Origin of the sequence: Paenibacillus alkaliterrae (genome assembly GCF_021532375.1) — a bacterium.
GTDB lineage: Bacteria > Bacillota > Bacilli > Paenibacillales > Paenibacillaceae > Pristimantibacillus > Pristimantibacillus alkaliterrae.
The window spans coordinates 13,323-33,456 of the sequence record NZ_JAKGAP010000009.1; the positions used below are offsets into that span (position 1 = coordinate 13,323).

Sequence of the window (20,134 nt, forward strand, 5' to 3'; positions counted from 1 at the left end):
TTGCAACAAGTTAAAGCAAAGGGGCATAGGCATAGATGAATATTTTGTTGGTTGATGATGAAGCGATCGATCTTGAATGGCTGCGCCGCAGGGTGGTCAGCAGTGATCTCGCCTTACAGGTGATCGGAACGGCGAATAGCGGCTTCAGCGCATTAAAGATTTTGGAGTCGGAGCATGTGGATATTATTCTATCTGATATCCGCATGCCGATCATGAGCGGTATGGAATTTGCGCGCAAGGCCAAGGAGCTCAATCCGCAGGTTCAAATCGTATTCATAAGCGGGCATGAGGATTTTGGTTATGCGAAAGAGGCGCTGCAAATCAATGCTTCCGGTTATCTGCTGAAGCCCGTTGATGATGCTGAGCTGTACGACATGCTCGCTTCCTTATGCGATAAGGTAGAAAAGGAAAGAGAACAAAATCGCAGCGTAGCGGAAGCCATGTCGCTTGTCAATCAGGAGCTGCTTCTGCGCTGGTTCAATGATCCAACTTTGGGAGAAGCCATGGAGCAGCATATCCGAGAGTTTCTAGCGCCGCACCTGCAACTCGGTACTGCCGCAGCCATTATCGAAACCGATGATCTGGAATGGAAAATTCCGGAGGAAGAAAGACGAACATTCATTACAAAAATTTCCATATTTATCGAGCAATTTGCGATGGAAAAAGGCATAGGCACATTGATCATAAGCCACGACGCCCGCTTCGTCGTGCTATCGGCTGTTCAGGAGGATCGTTTCACAGCCTTGCTCGAGGAGCTCATTCAAGCGGTACGTCAAGCATTTCCCGTTACGGTTACGATCGGTACTGGGATTTATGGCAATGAAATGAGACAATTGCACAAGTCCTATCGGCAGGCTCAAGCTGCATTAAGCGCGAAATGGCTGTTAGGTAAAAATCGTTTGATAAAGGATGGTTCCAAATTGTCGCCGACTGGGGCTTTCGCGACTAATTTAGAAGTAATCGTCGAGCAAATGCTTGCAGCTATACTGGAATATGATTTAGTTGCGATTGACGATTGCTTGTTAAAGCTGTTTAACCGTCATGTGTCATTGTCCCAGAAGAGCGACATTTACGATCTTATTATTCGAATTACGTCTAAGCTTCATGCGGATTTGCTGCAGCAAAACGAAAATCTGTACGAACTTCTCAAATGGGAATCGCATCAGCCGGCCGTATTGTTTCAATTCGAGACGATGGATGATATCCTCTCGTGGCTAAGACGAAGATTTTTCGAATTGTCGGAGCTGCTGTACGTTAAGAATCAAAAGCAAAAGCGCAAGCTGGTCGAGGAAATCATGAAGTATATCGACGAACGGCTGGAGTATCGCGTTACCCTTAAGGAGGTAGCGGTCAACTTCGATTTTACGCCGAATTATCTTGGACATTTGTTTAAAGAGGAAACGGGCACGCTGTTCAGCGATTTTTTGAACGAAAGGCGGATGAACCGGGTATGCGAGCTTCTTGCCGATCCTACGCTCAAAATATATGAGATCGCCAATCGGGTAGGCTACAAAAACATCATTTACTTCAACCGCCAGTTTAAGCAGTCGACGGGAATGACGCCGGGCGAGTACCGCAAAAAGCATAAAATATAGCTGAAATGAAAAACGTAAGCTCGTATCTTAACCGATAGCGGGCTTTTTTTTTGCTATTTGGCCTATGGATATAAACCTCTTAGCTTCAAATCGTAGATTAAGTATTACTTTTAGTTGTTTGCCTTCATTATGCTGCTCTCTACTTCTTTATATAATGATTACACAGAGAGATTACGGGAGGAGAGTACAGATGAACCGACACGGATTTTTGGGCGATGTACGAAAGAACAAAACGCTGCTGCTTATGCTGATACCGGCAGTCCTGTTTTTTATATTGTTTGCTTACGTGCCAATGGCCGGTATCGTGCTTGCATTTAAACAGTTTAATTACGGCGGCGGCATATTCGGAAGCCCTTGGAACGGGCTGGACAATTTCCGGTTTTTCTTCGAATCGGGCAATGCCTGGATGGTAACGAGAAATACCGCTCTTTACAATATTGCGTTCATTATCGTCAATAACGTGCTGCAAATCGCAGCAGCGATCTTATTATTCGAAGCGGTGGGCAAATGGTTCCGGAAAATATCGCAAACTGTCATGTTTCTGCCTTACTTCATTTCGTGGGTCGTCGTAGGCGCTATCGCCTATAACCTGTTCAACTACGATGTGGGAACGTTGAACTCCATTCTGACAGCGTTCGGCCTCGAGCGGATTGACATTTACAACACGCCTTCTTATTGGCCGTTCATTCTTGTATTGGTTTCCGCTTGGAAGGCATTAGGTTATGGCTCGGTTATGTACTTGGCTGCGATCACGGGCATCGATACGGAAATGTACGAGGCGGCCGAGATCGACGGCGCGAACGTTTTTGAGCGGATTTTCCATATTACGATTCCTAATTTGTATCCAACGATCATTATTCTGGTGCTGCTTGCTGTCGGCAACATCTTTAGAGGCGACTTCGGCATGTTCTACAACATGGTCGGAAATAACGGACTGCTGTTCTCTTCGACCGACGTCATTGACACCTTCGTATTCCGGTCGCTGACGACGTCGAACGAAATCGGGCTGTCGGCCGCAGCGGGCTTTTATCAATCCGTACTTGGTTTTGCGACGATCTTGCTGGCAAACTACGCGGTACGTAAATATGACAAAGATCACGCTTTGTTCTAAAACGGAGGAATGACCATGAGTGCTGCTATGACTAATGAAAAAACGGGCAATGCGCCCAGAGGCGCGGGTAAAAAGCAAATTGACCGCCTGCTGCTTACGATTATCGGATATGTGTTTATTTCGCTGCTGGCGATTGTGTGCATCATACCGTTTCTTTTAATCATTTCCTCCTCGCTGACAGAGGAAGCCAAAATCGTCGAGAACGGATTTCAGCTGATTCCAACGGCGTTCTCGGTCGAGGCTTACACGCTCTTGTTTAAATATCCCGCTCAGATGCTGAAAGCGTATGGCGTAACGATCGCGGTAACGGCGCTCGGCACTTTGGCCGGACTGTTCTTAACGGCGATGACGGCCTACGTGCTGCAGCGCAAGGATTTTAAATGGCGCAATAAGTTTTCGTTTTTCTTCTTCTTTACGACACTGTTCAGCGGGGGGCTTGTACCTTGGTATTTGATGATCGTCAACTATCTTGATCTAAAGGATAGGCTGATCGTGCTCATTCTCCCGATGCTGCTGAACGTGTTCTATATTATCGTTATGAAATCGTTTATGAGCAGCATTCCCGAAGCGATTACGGAATCGGCGAAAATTGACGGGGCGGGCGACTTCCGGATTTTTATCCAGCTCATTTTGCCTCTATCCAAGCCCGCATTAGCTACTATCGGCTTGTTCATCGCTCTTGCTTACTGGAACGATTGGTATAACGCGCTGCTGTTTATCAGCAACGAAAATTTAATGCCGCTTCAATACTATCTGTACAAAATGCTTGGCAATATGGATGGCATGCGCAAGGCAATGGTCAGCTCGGGAGCGGTCGTGACTATGAATATACCGACCGAAAGCCTGAAGATGGCGATGACGATTGTCGCTACCGGCCCGATCCTGCTCGCTTACCCGTTCATTCAACGTTATTTCGTGCAAGGCTTAACGATTGGCGCAGTAAAAGGATGACCTCAGGGCAACCTGGTTATCATATAAAAATTACCTTTTAGGGGGAATACAGGTCATGCAAAACAAAAAACCATTTATTCTATTATTCGCCTTAGTTCTTGTGTTGACAACGGTACTAAGCGCATGCGGAAGCAACAACAATGCAGGCAATAACACTGAAGCAAGCAACGCGCCATCCGAAGGAACGACGGAGCCGGCAGCTAATGACGGAAATTCCGAGGAGCTTGTCATCAAGATGCTTTTGGTTGGCGGAAAGCCAATCGACTATGATACGGTTTTTGGAGAGTTGAACAAAAAACTGAAAGAAAAGGTCAATGCTGCGGTTGAAGCCGAATTTTTGGACTGGTCCGACTGGACGCAAAAATATCCTTTGAAATTCGCGGCTAGCGAAGACTTTGATATCGCTTATACGGCAAACTGGGCGTTCTATAACGATCAAGCGCTAAAAGGCGGTTTCCTTGAGCTGACTGACGAGCTGCTTAAGAAAAACATGCCGCTTACATGGGAAGCGATGCCAGCAGTCGCTTGGGAGCAATCGAAGGTGAACGGCAAGCAGTACATGGTTCCGAATAACAACCCTGAAGTAACGGATAAAGCGGTTCTGATCCGCGATGACCTTCGCAAGAAACACAATCTTGACCCTGTCAACAGCCCTGAAACGTTTGCAAATTACGTAAAAACGATCGCTGCTAATGAAAAAGGCATCAACGCTTACAACGCTAAAGCGGCTGACGGCTGGAAATGGCATGAGCTGGACCAAATCCTGCTCGAGCAGCAAAATGAATGGAATCTTGTAGACTACAACATGCCGCTGGCTTACAAGCTTGACGATGCGAGCGGAAAAGTATTTAACGTATACGATACGCCGGAGTTTAAAGAACTTCTGAAATACTACAAAGATCTGGCTGACAATAATGCTTGGTCAAAAAACGTAGTCAGCAACAAAAATGACGTATGGCAGGATATGAAAGCCGGCAAAACGGCATCCTACGCCCAAAATCTGGGTACGGTTGCAATGAACTTGGCCGAGCTTCGCAGAGAGCAGCCTGAAGTTGAGCTTGCAATCGCGGATCTTACGCCTGACAAAAAGAAAATCGCAGCAATTTCGACGCAAAACGGCTTCGGGATTCATGCGCCTTCCAAAAAAGCCGAGCGTTCGCTAAAGGTTATCGATTTGCTGCAAAACGATAAAGAAATCCATGATCTATTCATGTACGGCATTGCAGGCACCCACTATGAGCCGGTAGGCGACGATAAATTCAACGCGACTGCAGGTACGCCTAACTTTACGGGCTTCTCCAACTGGGGCGCTAACTCGCCGCTGAACCGCAAGGATGCTTCATTCCCTGCCGAAGCGGACGCAATCGCTGACGCTTGGCAGCAAAAGGTTTACAACTTCGATCTGGAAACCTTCGTATTCAACGATGCGAATGTGAAAAACGAAGTAGCCAACATCGGCAATGTTATGCTTCGTTATGCGATTCCTCTCGAATACGGCTTAATCAAGGATATCGATAAAGGCCAAGCGGATCTGATCAAGCAACTGCAAGCGGCCGGCATTGAAAAGCTGCAGACAGAGCTTCAATCGCAAATCGATGCTTTTCTTGCAAGCAAGTAAATAGATGAAAAGGAGGTGGCGAAAGTCTCCTCCTTTCTTTTAAGGAGCCATGGGAAATGACAAAGACATTTATTAAAGGCATGGACATGTCGTTTTTGGATGAAATCGAAATGTCTGGCGGAAAGTATGAGGAAAACGGTCAATCGGCCGATGCGCTGCAAATTATGAAAAATAACGGCGTCAACGCGATCCGGCTGCGCATTTGGAACGACCCTGTTGGCGGCTTTTGCAATCTGGAGCGGACCTTGCTTATGGCAAAGCGGATAAAAGCGCTTGATATGCATTTTCTGCTTGATTTCCACTACTCGGACAAATGGGCGGATCCCGCGAATCAATGGAAACCGAAAGCGTGGGAGCATCTTAGCTTTGATGTGTTGAACGATGAGGTTTTTAATTATACGTATTTTGTATTGTCGGAATTGAAGGGACAGGGCACGCTGCCGGACATGGTACAGATCGGCAACGAAATTACTCCCGGCATGCTGTGGAACGATGGGAAGGTTGACGGGGAATTCGATACAGAGGAGCAGTGGGTGAAGTTTACGACGCTGGTGAAATCGGGTATCGTGGCCGCAAAAGCCGTTGCACCTTTGATCAATATCATGATTCATATCGACCGGGGCGGGGATCTGGCGGCAAGCCGCAGATTTTTCGAAAAATTCGCTCAGCACGGCGTTAAATACGATACGATCGGTCTCTCCTTCTATCCTTGGTGGCACGGCAGTCTGGACGATCTCAACAACAATCTGCAGGAGCTGACAAGCACTTTCGGCAAAGATATTAACGTCGTTGAAACCGCTTACCCTTGGACGCTGGATGCTTCGGAGGGCAGATCATGCATAGTGGATAAAGAGGAACAGCTGCATGCCGGATACCCTGCGACCGTTCAAGGACAGGCGGATTATTTGCTCGACCTGATTGGGATTATAAAGAAGGCTGCCGGAGACCGCGGCGTAGGCTTCTACTGGTGGGAGCCGGCTTGGATCCCGTCGAAGGAAGAGTGGTCGGTGGGCCATGCAAACAATTGGTTGAACCTGACCCTATTTGATCATGAAGGCCGGGTGCAGCCTGCGCTTGAAGCGCTACAATCAAATACATAATCTACTAAGGAGGAAAAGCATATGAGTGCATGGTATCAGAAAAGACTTAACATTTTATTGACCTTCGTGATAGCGCTTACAACGTTAATGGCTGCGGGTCCGCAAGAGCGGGTTTCCGCGGAAGCGCTGTCCGATCCGGACACTTTTATAAAAGGGGTAGACATTTCGACGCTTCAGGCGATTGAGGCTAAGGGTATTAAATTTTATGATGAGGGAGTGGAAAAGGAGCTTCTGGTCATCCTTAAAGAGCATGGCGTCAACTATGTCCGTTTGCGCGTGTGGAATAACCCGGTATTGGCCGAAGGCTTTAACGACGCTGCTCATTTGATTACGATGTCCCAGCGGGTGAAGGCGGCCGGCATGAAGCTGCTTGTCGATTTTCACTATTCCGACTTTTGGGCGGATCCTGGCAAGCAGGTGAAGCCGGAGGCTTGGAAGGACCTTGATTTTGCAGGTCTGAAGACAGCCGTCTATGATTATACGGCTGAGGTAATGAACAGCTTGAAAGCGGTTAACGCTTATCCGGACATGGTGCAAATCGGGAATGAGATTAACAGCGGCATGATTCATCCCGAGGGATCGACCGCCAACTTCTCCCAGCTGACGGATTTGCTGAAGGAGGGCGTGCGCGGAGTTCGCGATACGACGCCAGTAGGGCATGAAACGAAAATTATGTTGCACCTGGCCGAGGGCGGCGACAATCACCGATTCCGCACCTTTTTTGACCAAGTGGAAACGGCTCAGGTCGATTACGATGTTATCGGATTGTCTTATTACCCATACTGGCACGGAACCTTTCAGCAATTGAAAACAAACATGAACGATATGGTTGCAAGGTACGGCAAAGAAATCGTCGTAGCCGAGATGGCTTATGCTTTTACGCTCGATAATGACGATTCTCTGTCTAACATTGTGGGCGCAGATCAGACGAAAATTGCAGGTTTTCCGGCTACTGTGGAAAATCAGAAGCTGGTAACTGAAACCGTATTCAACACGGTTGCCGATGTCGATGAGGGCAAAGGGCTCGGCGCATTTTACTGGGAGCCCGCTTGGGTTGCGGGCGTCGGCTGGACGCTGGGCGAGGGGAACGGCTGGGAAAATCAGGCGATGTTCGATTTTGACGGCGAGGCTCTTTCCTCGCTGGATGCATTCAATTATACGCCAGGCAGCATGGATGCGCTTACCCCGATCATGGTATATGCGGCTACCGATGCGATTATCTCGTTAGGAGAAACGCCTGCGCTGCCGGCTCAAGTGAATGTTTTATTCAATGAAGGCTCAATTACTCCGCAGCCTGTCGTTTGGGACGAGATTTCTGAGGAGCGTTTGAACACGTCTGGTACATTTACCGTAAACGGTACGGTGAGCGGCATCAGCCAAAAGGCGACGATAAAAATAACGATTTTGGAAGATCCGAATTTGGTGCAAAATCCAGGCTTCGAAACTGGCGATTTGACAAGTTGGACCGTCTCGGGGACGACAGCGGCTGCTAGGGTTAAAAATAGCCCAGGGGATGCTCATTCGCAAAATCATGCATTCGACTACTATTACGGTACTCCTTATGCTTATAAACTTTCACAAACGGTTACCGGGCTCGACAACGGCACTTACGAGTTGAGGGGCTGGTCTTCCGGCGGCGGCGGCGAATCGAAGCTGAAGCTGTTCGCCGAAGACTTCGGCGGTGAAGCGCTTAGCGTCGATGCCGTTAATACGGGCTGGAACGTGTGGAAACAGTATAAAATCAGCAATATCAAGGTGACGAATGGACAAGTGAAGCTTGGCTTCGATGTCGAGGCTCCCGGCGATGTATGGGGTTATTTCGATGATTTCGAGCTGGTGAAGACGGATGAGCAAGCTGTTCCTAACATGGTTCAGAATGAAGGCTTCGAAAGGGGCAGCCTGGAACACTGGTCCTTAACGGGAACGGAGAACTCCGGGAAAATTGAAGAAAATGCGGGCAAAGCCGTTTCCGGTACGTATTCCTTCAATTATTGGAATGCTTCGAATTACGCATTTCAATTAACGCAAACCGTGACCGGCTTAGAGAACGGAATTTATGCGCTTAAGGGCTGGTCTTCGGGCGGCGGCGGCGAAACGAAGCTGAAGCTGTTCGCGGAAACGGCAGGCGGGACGACGCTAAGCACCGATGTCGTCAATACAGGCTTCAATGTGTGGAAGCAGTATATTGTGCCGAATATTGTCGTTACGAACGGTCAAGCAATGATCGGCTTTGACGTCGAGGCGCCTGCGGGAACTTGGGGCAACTTCGATGATATTGAGCTCGTAATGGTCAACAAGGCCGAACCTTCGCAGGGCGGGACTGGAAATTCGGACAATTTGCCGAAGCCGGGCAATGTGACGGTATCACCGGGACAAATGAAAAAAAATGAAGACGGGTCCAGCACAGTTAAGCTGCCTGCGGCTGTCACGGAGGTTGTAATCCCGTCAGGTCTCTATGATCAGTTGAATAAGCAACCGGTGAAATTCGAAGCGGAAAACTTATCCGTAGAGATCCCGGCCGAGCTGTTCAAGGAGCTTCTAAGCAAGTTTACCGGTACGGCTAACAGCTCGATAACTTTGAAGCTGCAGCCTGTAGGCAAAACGGATACGGAGCAGATGCTTGAACAAAGCGGCCAGCAAGCGGAACACACCCGAATTGAACTTGTTGGGGAAGCCTATGAGTTCAAGCTGTCCATCAAAAACGGCGCAGGAGACGAAGCGGTGCTGTCACAGTTCAGCAAGCCGATCAAGATCCGGCTTAAGGCAGGAGCAGCTTCAAATGACGATAAAGCAGGTGTTTATTATATCGCCGAGGACGGCAGTCTGGAGTATGCGGGCGGTGAGCTGATCGATGGCGAGTGGATTGTACAGATCGAACATTTCAGTATGTACGCGGTGCTCAAGGTCACGAAGCAGTTTGACGATGTTCCGGCCGGCTATTGGGCGCATGGCGTCATCAGCGAGCTTGCGGCCAAGCAATTTATTTTAGGAACTACGGTCTCCTCCTTCGAGCCGGACCGTACGATGAGCCGTGCGGAGTTTGCCGAATTGCTGGTAAGAGTGCTCAAGCTCAAAAGCGGTCAGAAGCATAACTTTGCCGATGTCGCAGATGACGCATGGTATACGGAAGCCGTTTCCGCGGCATATGAGGCTGGAATCATCAACGGTCGCAGCGAGTCGAGCTTTGATCCGGATGCTTCAATATTGCGCCAAGAAATGGCTGTCATGCTGATGAAGGCTTACTCGATTAAAACGGATACCTCGGATACCTCGGCAACCTCGGAGATTGCTTTACCTTTCATTGACTCCGACTGGATAGACGGGTGGGCAATGGCGTCCATCAAGTCCGCCTTTGAGACCGGTTTACTGAAAGGACGTCATGACAACCGGTTTGTACCGAATGGGCAAATGACCCGCGCCGAGGCTACTCAAGCTGTTTATCGATTGATATCTCTTTAAATTACAAATAAACCAAAGCCGCACCTAGCGCTTTTCTAGGTGCGGCTTTGGTTTGAGATTAGGCTTCCGAGAATTGACTAAATTGCTTAAATCCATTTTGAATGGTATTCTACTTTCCTTCAATAAATCAACTTTTCTCATCAAGCAACTTTAAATTGGAACCTACTCCGTAATAAATTCGTCAATAGCTCGTGCCGTACGTACCGCATCCTAATGAACCGCGGTACTATGAAAACATAGTACTATGTGAACGAAATGTCCTAGTGTATAGTTAATTCACCCACAATCGACTTTACGTCTTGTCATTGCAAATGTGATGGGATATTAGGAAGGTGAATGTGCAGGGTGCAAATGACAATGAATAAGAAGCAGGAGCTGCAGAGAAAAGCAGCCGTACTAAAGCAATACGAGGTCTATGGTTATCAAGTCGCTTATTTTTTGCTCGAAAACGAAGCCCTGGCCGCACAAGCAGCCACGGAGGCGTTAAGTGAACTGCTGCACAACGAATCTTTTTTTCATCAACCGCCGCCTATCCAACGACAAACCGCGAAACAAGTCGTCATGAAGCAATCCTTGCTGACCAGAGCTTCGGTCATAACATCCAATTCCACGCCATAATTTATGGATTAATGTTGCGCCTAAATGGTATTTTTCGCGTCTATACACGTTCGTCCAAATTCCCGCGCCTCCTTCTTCATAACATAGGATGAGGTGAAAGCATTGTACAAGAAGCGTTATGCCAGCCGAAAGATTAGAGGGAAGCTTCGAGTTTGCCGATACTTATCCGCGAATAAGAAGCTGAAACAGCATGTGCCGCGAACCGTTTCGTTCAGTCGAGCGAATCTGGAAATGATGATGGATCGCTATGATATAGTCTATGTGAAGCCGGATGTCGGTTCGCTGGGAATGGACATATTCATGCTGAAACGGGCGGAGTCGGGTTATGGACTGTATGAGATTGTGAAAAAGAAACAAGTACAAACTTCGTTCAGCTCCCTTACAGACGTGTTTGAACGAATAAATAATGCAAAGTCCTCTAGGCTCATAATTCAAAAGGGCATTTCATTGGATTGCGTGAATGACTGTCCCTATGATATAAGAGCGATGGTGCAGCGCAAGCCAAGAGGCTCCTGGATATGTACCGGCTTCATGGTGAAGGTAGGAGCCCGGCATAAAATCGTAACGAACTATCATCAGGGAGGCATGATTTATACCATAAAGAAGCTGGGCAAGCAGCAGGGAATAGCGGAGTCGGAGACGGCTCGGCGAGTCCGGAAGCTAACTCGAACGGCGCTGAGCATCTCAAGGACATTAAGCAAGAAACAATCAGGCATGCACGAAATGGGCATCGATTTCGCTTATGATAAGCAGAAGCATCTATGGGTGCTTGAGGTGAATTCGAATCACCCGCAATTTCATCCGCTAAAGCAGCTTGATCGGCGGGCATACAACAAGATGAAGCGGTTTGCGGCCAGCTATGGCAGGTACGATGCAAAATAGAAATTGAGAACCGGGCCAAGGAAAATACTTGGCCTGCTTCTTAGGTTGTAAATTAATTACAAAATTTGAGGAATATTATAAAGAAATTTGTGTAACATATGGTTTGAATAAACAAACGGAGGACATGACATGGATTATCTGCTTTCTGTTTTAAGAGCAGCTGGGATGTTTGCAGTTGGATTATTGGCATTTCGGGTAATGGGAAGTCAAACGGTGGGAAGATTAACGGATTTTGACTTGGTCGTCGTCATAGCGATAGGTGCGATAATTGGTGACGGACTAGCTGATCCTGAACTAAATCTATTCATTCTGATTGCAGCCATTGCCGGACTGGTGATGATGCAATTGATAATCAGCATGCTTGCCATGAAGAGCACAGTTGTTGAAAAAATAGTGATGGGCAGTCCAATCAAGCTGATTGAAAACGGTAAATTGCTGCTAAACGGATTACGAAAGGCAAGAATAACGAAAAACAACTTAGATCAGGAATTGCGTACTAAAGGATTATCAAGCCTTGATCAGATCGAACAAGCTTTTATGGAGCCGAACGGAAAGCTTAGCGTTATTGAAAAAAACAAGAAGAATTAAGGACACTGACCGAATGAGGTCAGTGTCTTTTTTCGAAGAAATCGGATTATTTATCGGTGGATTTGGACGCTAAGTCCTCCATTTGGATTTTGTCCAAAATATATGCTTCCGGTATCGGGTACCCCGCTTCCAAGTTATCCCGCTTATCTTGTATCGATTGATGAATCCACGCGCGCATGGCCTCATTCATTTCCACTGCCGCTTTCGTCGGCAATTGATGCTTCTCTTTGCGGAAGGTAACCAGCTTACAATTGCGGAGTCCTTTCTGCAGCTTTCTGCTGTAGCGTTTAAAGCCCCGATCCTTGTCGCCGTAAAGCAGCAGGACAGGCGCTTTGATTCGGGAGAGCTGTTTCGTGCAATTATAGTTTAGACTATAACGATAATATTGATGAATATTACGGTTATCTCCGCTTTTAGAGTCGTTCAGCAGCTTGCGAAACGTCGGGATATTGTCTGAATTTCCCCATGTAATGCCCAGCATTAACATGCGAATTGCGATTTTCCATTTTGATAATCCGCTTGCGATTCGAATACGGTTACGCAGTATGAAATCACTTGCCTCAGACATGGCGCTAATAAGAACTCCACCCGAAAAACGGTCCGGATAAGTTAGAATTGCTTCTAAAGCGACCGCTCCTCCTGTCGAGTAGCCGCATACGACAGCTTTTTCGATATTGAGATGATCAAGCAATTGTTTGATATCCTCGACGATCAGTTTATAGGTGATAGGAGCGTCCGATTTGCCGCTTTGTCCATGTCCGCGAATATCAAAGGTGATAACCTGAAATTCATCTGACAGCTGTACCTGCTGGTAACGGAAGTTGGCGCTAGTAAGGAGCGGGGGATGGATGAACACAATCGGTGTTCCTTCTCCCATTTTACGGAAATGAAGCATAGTTCCGTTAATATTCTTAATTGGCATATGTATTCACTCCTCTGGTAAGTACGCTAGAATGCTAAATTAGCTTTTCCTGATACATGCTAAAAATATTCCTCAGGTATGTTTAACTCCCGATGATTGAAAAGTATCATTTTTAGTTGATCAGTTAGCTGGCAGTGCTGCTAGCATCGAGATAGAATGTTAATAGAACAACAAGAGCAAGGGGGATTGAACAGTGGCGCAGCTTTCCGTTAATCATGAGCTGGAATTGAAACCAAAAACTAAAAATGTGTTCATTCGGTTTATAAAACAAATCGACATTCAATTAATGGTTATTCCTGCATTATTATTAATTTTTGTATTTAGTTATATTCCGATGTACGGCGTGCTTATGGCGTTTCAGGATTACAGCATCTTCAAAGGATTTATGGCAAGCCCGTGGGTTGGTTTCAAACATTTCGAAATGTTTTTTAACTCCCCGGAGTTTTTTGAGGTCATGCGAAACACGGTCGTCATCAGCCTGTTGAAGTTTTTCATAGGATTTCCGGCACCGATCATGCTCGCGTTAATGCTTAACGAAGTGAAGAACTTAATGTTCAAGCGAATCGTGCAAACGGTAAGCTACCTGCCGCATTTTATGTCCTGGGTTATTGTTGCGGGACTTATCATGTCGATGCTTTCGACTGATAATGGCAGTGTTAACATTTTGCTTGAAAAGATGAATTTTATTGAAGAACCGATTAATTTCCTATCGCTTCCGGAATTGTTCTGGTCCATCCTTGTATCGACCGGCGTCTGGAAGGAAATCGGCTTTGGATCTATCGTATATTTGGCGGCGATCGCAAGTATTGATCCAAGCATGTACGAAGCGGCGTCGATGGACGGAGCGAGCAAGTTCAAACAAATCTTTTTGATTACCTTGCCTTCCATTATGCCTGTCGTTCTGATCTTCATGATTTTGGCGATAGGAAACTTGCTCAATGCAGGCTTCGAGGATATCCTCCTGCTAGCTGTAAACCCGGTACTCCGGGACGTGTCCGATGTCATCGATACGTACGTATACCGAGTCGGTATTCAAAGCTCCAGATACTCATACGCCACTGCGGTAGGACTATTCAAAGCGATAATTAGCGTCGGGCTGTTGACGATGGCGAACTATCTGGCACGCAGAGCCGGCAGCAGCTTGTGGTAAACGATATAATTAGCCCGGAAAGGCGGATGATGCAGTGATTCGGCTCAGCTTTGGAGACCGCGTAATGACGGTCACAATCTATGTTTTGCTTACATTATTAGCTTTTATGACCTTCTATCCATTCTGGAATGCGCTCGTCATTTCATTCAACAGTGGAATAGACACATCGATGGGCGGTGTAACCTTCTGGCCGCGCGATTGGACGCTGGAAAACTACAGCATCGTCTTTAAGGACGAGCGTCTTGTCGGCGCATTCTTTGTCTCGATTGCCCGGACGGTAGCCGGTACGGCGGCATCGATACTCTTAACGGCCATCTTCGCCTACGGCATATCGAAGAATGAGCTCATGGGCCGCAAGTTTTATATGATTCTGTGTATTATAACGATGTATTTCAGCGGCGGACTTATTCCGACCTTCTTGTTAATCCGCGAATTGCATCTGATGAATACGTTCTGGGTCTTTATTATCCCGTCGCTCATCAGCGTCTGGAACATGATCATATTCCGCACCTTTTTCAAAGGCTTGCCTGCCGGACTTGAAGAATCGGCGAAAATCGACGGCAGCGGCAACTGGGGCATTTTTTTCCGGATCGTCGTTCCGCTTTCGGGACCGGTCATTGCAACGCTCTCGCTGTTCACAGCCGTTTTTCATTGGAATGATTGGTTTGGGCCAAGTATCTATATTACCAATGAAAATCTGCTTCCCATACAAACGATGCTGAAGCAAATTCTGAACTCCAATATCGTATCCGATCAGATGTCGCAGCTTGACTCGGCGGCGCAAGGCCAATTGGCCAAGATGAGAACGGTTACGAGCAAGTCGCTTTCGATGGCGACGATGATGGTCGCAACCATTCCGATCATTATGGTATACCCTTTCGTTCAGAAGTATTTCGTGAAGGGCGTTCTTGTAGGCTCGTTGAAAGAGTAGCGGCCGTGTATGAAAAGAAGTTTAGAGCGCAAGCTTTGAACATATAAAAAGATGTTGAAAGGGGATTTTAAACAGATGATAGCGAAAAACAAACTGCTCGTCCCAATCGTCTCCGCATTTATGGCCATTTCCTTAATGGCAGGCTGCAGCAGCAACGGCGGTAATTCCGGCAACGGAGAAACGGCTAATGGCAACAATGCTGAGGCTAATAACGGCAACAATCCGGCAGCCGTGTTCGAGCTTGGCAAGGAACAGCTTGACTTCACCCTTTACGGTCATTACGACTGGTACACGATGCCTGAATGGGGCGGCGACATAACAAGCACATGGATTAGAGATACGAAGAAGGTAAATGTGAAACCGATTCATTCCGGCGGTGCGGCTCCTCAAAAGCTGAATACAATGATCGCAACCGGCGATTTGCCCGACGCAATTTGGCTTGAGCGCGTTGACGTGGAGAAATTGCGCAACGCCGATATGCTTGTTGCTTTCGACGATTACATCGACAAATATCCGAATTTGAAAAAATGGCTGGGCGAGGAAGGCATCAACATGCTTCGCTCGGAAGACGGCAAGCTGTACCAGTTCCCTAACTGGTATACGAAACAACCGAATGGCAATGCCGGTTACGTCGTAAACAAGAAAATTTATACGGAGCTGGGCTCTCCTAAGCTGGAAACGACAGATGACCTGTACAATTACTTGAAGCTAGTCAAAGAGAAATATCCGAATGTCATTCCTTATGAGCCGCATTTGGCAAAAGACGGGCAAGGTCTGGACGTATTGTACTCCGCGTTCAAAGAAAACGACCAAAAGTACCCGGGCATGCGCGCCGTTCCTAACGGCGATAAGCTGACTTCGATTTTCCTTGATCCTGCATTCCGCGAAGCTGCGCAATACCAAGCGAAGTTGTTCCGTGAGAAATTGATTACTCAAGATGCCATGACGCAAACGATGGATCAAATTACCGAGAAGGTCATGACAGGCCGCGTGGCGGTATTCGCAGCAGCAAGTCCGACCGAAATCGCGATGCAAGCACATGCTGAACTTACAAAAACAGATCCTGAAGCAGGTTATTTCATGATCTGGCCGATTCACAAAGAAGGTATCGATAAAAACAAAGTTTTCCCTGGCACGTACGGTATGCTGGGCTGGAACGTAACGGTTATTACGAAATCGGCTAAAAACCCGGAAGCGATCTTTGCTTTCTATGATTGGCTGACTGGTCCGGAAGGGCAAAGCGCATTGATGTGGGGACCTCCCGGCATTTACTGGGATGGCGTAGAGGCTGATGGCGAGACTCCGGTCTTTACGGAGAAGTATACGTCAGAAGCAGGCGAGCTTGCGAAGCTTCAAGCCGTTACGACGAACCTGAACTGGGTTGGCAATACGGTATTCGTTGACCAAACCAAAGCGAAGTTCGAAGCAACCTTGCCTGTGGATCAGCAGAACTGGGCGACTCGCTACCAGCGTGAAATTACGTGGAAAACGCAATCGAACGCTACGGAATTCATTAACATTGATCCGCAGCCGGAAACCGAGGAAGGCATTATCCGCCAGCGTATCGAGGATCTTTATGTTGAAGTAAAAGCGAAAGCATTGTTCGCGAAAAGCGATGCGGAAGTGCTCGAGATTCTTGATCAAGCGGAGAAGGATGCTCAAGCGGCTGGCTACGACAAGCTTCTTGCCTTCAAAACGCAAAAATGGCAAGAAAACCTTGTAAAAATGAAAACCGAGTAAGCATAGCTTCTTAAAAAACCGACGGGTATACTAATCTTCTTAGTATACCCGGGTTTTTTATTTTAAGATAAATAGATAGGTGGAGGGCAATCCTATGTTTAGCATGCAATTATTGTCTTGATAGAACGGAGCTGAGAATATCATGTATAAAGTGTTGCTGGCAGACGACGAGAGACTGGATTTAGAAGGGATGCGGACGTTCATTCCGTGGAATGAGCTAAGTATGGAGGTCGTAGCCGGCGTGATGAATGGCTTCGATGCCTGCAAGGTACTCGACGCAGAGAAAATTGACATTCTCGTGACAGACGTAAGAATGCCCAATATGTCAGGCTTGGAGCTAGCCAGACATGCTTTGGAAAAGTGGAAGGATATCAAGATTATTTTTGTCAGCGGTTATCAGGATTTCAGTTATGTCAAGCAAGCGTTATCTCTTAACGCGGTCAATTATGTGCTGAAGCCGATGGATGATCAAGAGCTCGTAGATTCCTTGATCAAGGTGCGCGAGGATTTGGACCACGAGCGGCTCAGGCAGGATGCGTATTGGCAGATGGTGCCGATCGTCAAAAATGAATATTTGCTGCAGCTGCTGGAAGGGCCATGCAGCGATAAAACGATCGATATTCTGAATCAGGAGTATGAACTGAATCGTTTCCGCTGGCCCGGCTGTATAGCTGTCCTTGAAATAGATGACAGGTCGTGGAGGCAGGCGGATGAAAGCGGCGCGGAGAAAGATGAAATGGAGCAGGTCGTCTCCATATGCACGCAGCTCGGCGTCGAGCATATTTGTAAAATGAATAAAGCTCGCGTAGCATTGCTGATTCAGCATGCAAGCAGTTCCGCTGTATTAGAGAGCGTTGTAGAGCGGGTTAATGGAGTACACTCTTTTACGATTACGGTCGGCGTCGGCGAATTATGTCATTCCCTTCCCAATTTGACAAGCTCCTACCGCCAAGCGGTGGAAGCGCTGGATTTGAAAATGTTCCATGGCAAAGGCAAGATTATCGGCTATGGCGAAGTAAGGCCTGCGGAGATGGAAGACGTCAAAAACCTGGATGAAAGGCTCGAGGCTTTGTTCGCAGCCATGTCCAACTATGAGCTTGTCCGGATACATGATGAGCTGGACGGTCTGTTTCAGGTTGCCAAAAGCTTGAAGTCTAAATTTACGCTGCGGAATTATGCCTTGTTTATATTGATGAAGCTGGATCAATATTTGCAAAGAACGAACGAGAACGTATTTCAGCTGCTTGGCATGGAGCTTGATCATTACGATGTTCTTATGCAATTCGAAACGATTAACGATATTCATCTATGGCTTAGACGAAGGGTATATGAAATTTCGGAAACGCTTCAATCGAATAAGCACAAAAAAAACTGGAAGCTCGTTAAACAAATGGTCGACTATATGAAGGAGCGAACGAAAGACAACATTACGCTGCGCGATTTGGCCGAGCAGTTTTCGTTGTCGCCGAACTATTTGGGCCTTATTTTTAAAGAGGAGACCGGTAAAAACTTCAGTGAATATTTTATTCAGCTGCGGATGGAAAAGTCATGCGAGCTGCTTAAGACGACGAATCTGAAAATATACGAAATCGCCGATCAGGTCGGGTATCGCCATTTGCCTTATTTCAGCAGACAATTCAAAGAGACGTACGGCATGACGCCGCTGGAGTTCAGACGAGCATGAAGACGGGCGCGAAAGAGCATCGCTATGTCCCTTTCGGCATCAAGCTCATGCTTACCTACAGCATTTTCATTATTATACCGGTGCTCCTTGCAGGCTATGCCGCCAACTCGATATTCACGACCTCCATTCAAGAGCGCACGCGCGAGATCAATGAGGGCACCTTGGAGCAAATGAAGGATAATATCGTTTATAAGATGGAGGACATGTCGCGCATTTCGGATATGCTCTATACCGACAGCAACTTGGCTTCGTACTTGCGTCACTATGAAGAGGGCTGGGTCAGCTACGAAGCGACGACGAAGCAGCTGCTCCCGAAAATACAGACCACGATCGAGGCTGCCAATAACAAAATGCGGCTCGCGGTGTATTTGCATAACGATACGCTGCCGGAAATTTATCATAACTACAAGAATAACGATCCTTTAAGCTCGGAGGGTCCGTTATTCGATTTGTATCATATTACGCGGATAATGGACAGGCCTTGGTATACGAATTATCCGAAAGAGCGGTACGGGGAAACGATGGAATGGAAGCAGGTAGAAGGGGATAAGAAGTTCGGCCATATTTCGCTTCTCAGAAGGCTGGTCGATACCAATGATCCGTTGGATCTGGAGGAGATCGGCTTTGTCCGGATCAGCCTGCGGCTCACCGATTTGCTTGAAAGCGTCGATTACGAGAAAATGGGGGAAGGAACGGCGATATTCGCGGTGGACGAACGCCGCAAAATCATGTTCTCCTCAGGAGAAACGGAGTATCGGCTCGATGAAACCTTGAGCGAGGACAAAATGGCGGATTACTGGGTCATCGATGAGACGATTCCTGAGCTCGATTGGCAATTGGTAGCGCTCGTACCGACCGATATTATGGAAAAGGCAACGGAGAAGGTCAGGTTATGGACCATTCTGATCTGTTTAGCTTGTTATATCGTGTTTTCTGTGGCGGGCTTGTTCATCTCCCGCTTCTATTCCCGCAAGGTTTCCAAAATCGTCCGCGTTCTGGACGCATTTCAAGAAGGAAATTTCAACAAAAGCATTAACTTCAAGGGCAAGGATGAGTTTACTCGAATCTCCATCGCCTTGAATGAAATGGGCCGGAACATCGATGAATTGATCCATGAAGTGTACGTCACGAATATTAAGAAAAAGGAAGCGGAACTCGAATCGCTGCAAGCGCAAATTAATCCGCATTTCCTGTATAATACGTTATCCTCCATCAGCCGGCTTGCGAAGTTCGGCGAGATCGGTAAGCTGCAGCGAATGGTACTCGATTTAGCCAAATTTTACCGGTTGTCGCTTAATGAAGGCCGAACGGTTATTCCGATTAAGAATGAGCTGGAACAGATTGAGGCTTATATTAACATTCAGAAGACGAAATTCGGGGATGGGATGCAGGTAATGTTCGACGTTGATCCGGACATTCTTCGCTTCGCGACCGTAAAGCTGATCCTGCAGCCGTTTATTGAAAATGCGCTGGAGCATGCGTGGTATGGCGATCGTATAAACATTCGAATTGTCGGGAAGCTGGAGGAAGGGCTGATTGCCTTCCAAATCATCGATGATGGGATCGGCATTCATCCGGACACGCTTCGTCAGTTGTTTGATCCAGTGGAAAGCCTTAACGTCGGCTATGGCATTCGTAATGTGGACGGCAGAATAAGGCTGCATTTCGGCAATGAATATGGTGTAAGTATTGCAAGCAAAAGAGGGATGGGTACCTCGGTCAACATAAGAATACCTGCAAAAATGCACGATAAGCTTTCGAACCGCCCTTTGTAAGGGGCGGTTT

The 20,134-nt window shown here is 47.2% G+C and carries 15 protein-coding genes; 14 read left to right on the top strand and 1 reads right to left on the bottom strand.

Annotation, left to right across the window (positions count from 1 at the left end; all coding sequences use genetic code 11):
* Positions 1–35: 35 nt before the first annotated feature.
* From L1N85_RS05140 to L1N85_RS05180, 9 genes are all read left to right on the top strand, one after another.
* Positions 36–1,595, top strand: a complete 1,560-nt coding sequence (locus tag L1N85_RS05140) for a response regulator (protein WP_235235587.1) — start codon at positions 36–38, stop codon at positions 1,593–1,595.
* Positions 1,596–1,785: 190 nt separating this feature from the next.
* On the top strand, positions 1,786–2,706 hold the full coding sequence (locus L1N85_RS05145; RefSeq protein WP_235235589.1) for an ABC transporter permease: 921 nt from the start codon (positions 1,786–1,788) through the stop codon (positions 2,704–2,706).
* Between the two features lie 27 nt (positions 2,707–2,733).
* Positions 2,734–3,657: a carbohydrate ABC transporter permease gene (locus L1N85_RS05150; RefSeq protein ID WP_235235752.1), complete on the top strand. Its 924-nt coding sequence runs from the start codon at positions 2,734–2,736 to the stop codon at positions 3,655–3,657.
* 55 nt (positions 3,658–3,712) lie between these two features.
* Complete coding sequence (locus L1N85_RS05155; RefSeq protein WP_235235591.1) at positions 3,713–5,275, top strand: DUF3502 domain-containing protein; 1,563 nt, start codon at positions 3,713–3,715, stop codon at positions 5,273–5,275.
* Between the two features lie 56 nt (positions 5,276–5,331).
* Complete coding sequence (locus L1N85_RS05160; RefSeq protein WP_235235594.1) at positions 5,332–6,375, top strand: glycoside hydrolase family 53 protein; 1,044 nt, start codon at positions 5,332–5,334, stop codon at positions 6,373–6,375.
* Positions 6,376–6,396: 21 nt separating this feature from the next.
* Positions 6,397–9,834, top strand: a complete 3,438-nt coding sequence (locus L1N85_RS05165; RefSeq protein ID WP_235235595.1) for a glycosyl hydrolase 53 family protein — start codon at positions 6,397–6,399, stop codon at positions 9,832–9,834.
* A gap of 357 nt (positions 9,835–10,191) precedes the next feature.
* Positions 10,192–10,452 (top strand): hypothetical protein, encoded by a 261-nt coding sequence (locus L1N85_RS05170; protein ID WP_235235597.1) that lies wholly within the window; start codon positions 10,192–10,194, stop codon positions 10,450–10,452.
* Between the two features lie 93 nt (positions 10,453–10,545).
* Positions 10,546–11,334, top strand: coding sequence for a YheC/YheD family protein (locus L1N85_RS05175; protein ID WP_235235599.1), 789 nt, complete (start codon positions 10,546–10,548; stop codon positions 11,332–11,334).
* Between the two features lie 129 nt (positions 11,335–11,463).
* Entirely contained in the window at positions 11,464–11,922 is a 459-nt protein-coding gene (locus L1N85_RS05180; protein WP_235235601.1) for a DUF421 domain-containing protein, read from the top strand.
* Between the two features lie 46 nt (positions 11,923–11,968).
* On the opposite strand, the gene L1N85_RS05185 is transcribed toward L1N85_RS05180, so the two are convergent.
* Complete coding sequence (locus L1N85_RS05185; protein ID WP_235235603.1) at positions 11,969–12,844, bottom strand: alpha/beta fold hydrolase; 876 nt, start codon at positions 12,842–12,844, stop codon at positions 11,969–11,971.
* A 193-nt stretch (positions 12,845–13,037) separates the two neighbouring features.
* On the opposite strand from L1N85_RS05185, the gene L1N85_RS05190 reads away from it, so the two are divergent.
* The 5 genes from L1N85_RS05190 to L1N85_RS05210 all read left to right on the top strand — a co-directional run bounded on the left by L1N85_RS05190 (position 13,038) and on the right by L1N85_RS05210 (position 20,124).
* Positions 13,038–13,994 carry an ABC transporter permease gene (locus L1N85_RS05190; protein ID WP_235235605.1) on the top strand — a complete coding sequence of 319 codons (957 nt, stop codon included), beginning with the start codon at positions 13,038–13,040 and terminating at the stop codon, positions 13,992–13,994.
* A gap of 34 nt (positions 13,995–14,028) precedes the next feature.
* Positions 14,029–14,925 (top strand): carbohydrate ABC transporter permease, encoded by an 897-nt coding sequence (locus L1N85_RS05195; RefSeq protein ID WP_235235607.1) that lies wholly within the window; start codon positions 14,029–14,031, stop codon positions 14,923–14,925.
* 75 nt (positions 14,926–15,000) lie between these two features.
* A complete protein-coding gene (locus L1N85_RS05200) occupies positions 15,001–16,665 on the top strand; it encodes an extracellular solute-binding protein (RefSeq protein WP_235235609.1) in 1,665 nt (554 codons plus the stop codon).
* Positions 16,666–16,807: 142 nt separating this feature from the next.
* A complete protein-coding gene (locus L1N85_RS05205) occupies positions 16,808–18,349 on the top strand; it encodes a response regulator transcription factor (protein WP_235235611.1) in 1,542 nt (513 codons plus the stop codon).
* A complete protein-coding gene (locus L1N85_RS05210) occupies positions 18,346–20,124 on the top strand; it encodes a cache domain-containing sensor histidine kinase (protein ID WP_235235613.1) in 1,779 nt (592 codons plus the stop codon). Before L1N85_RS05205 ends, L1N85_RS05210 begins: the two co-directional genes overlap by 4 nt.
* The last annotated feature ends 10 nt before the right edge of the window (positions 20,125–20,134 follow it).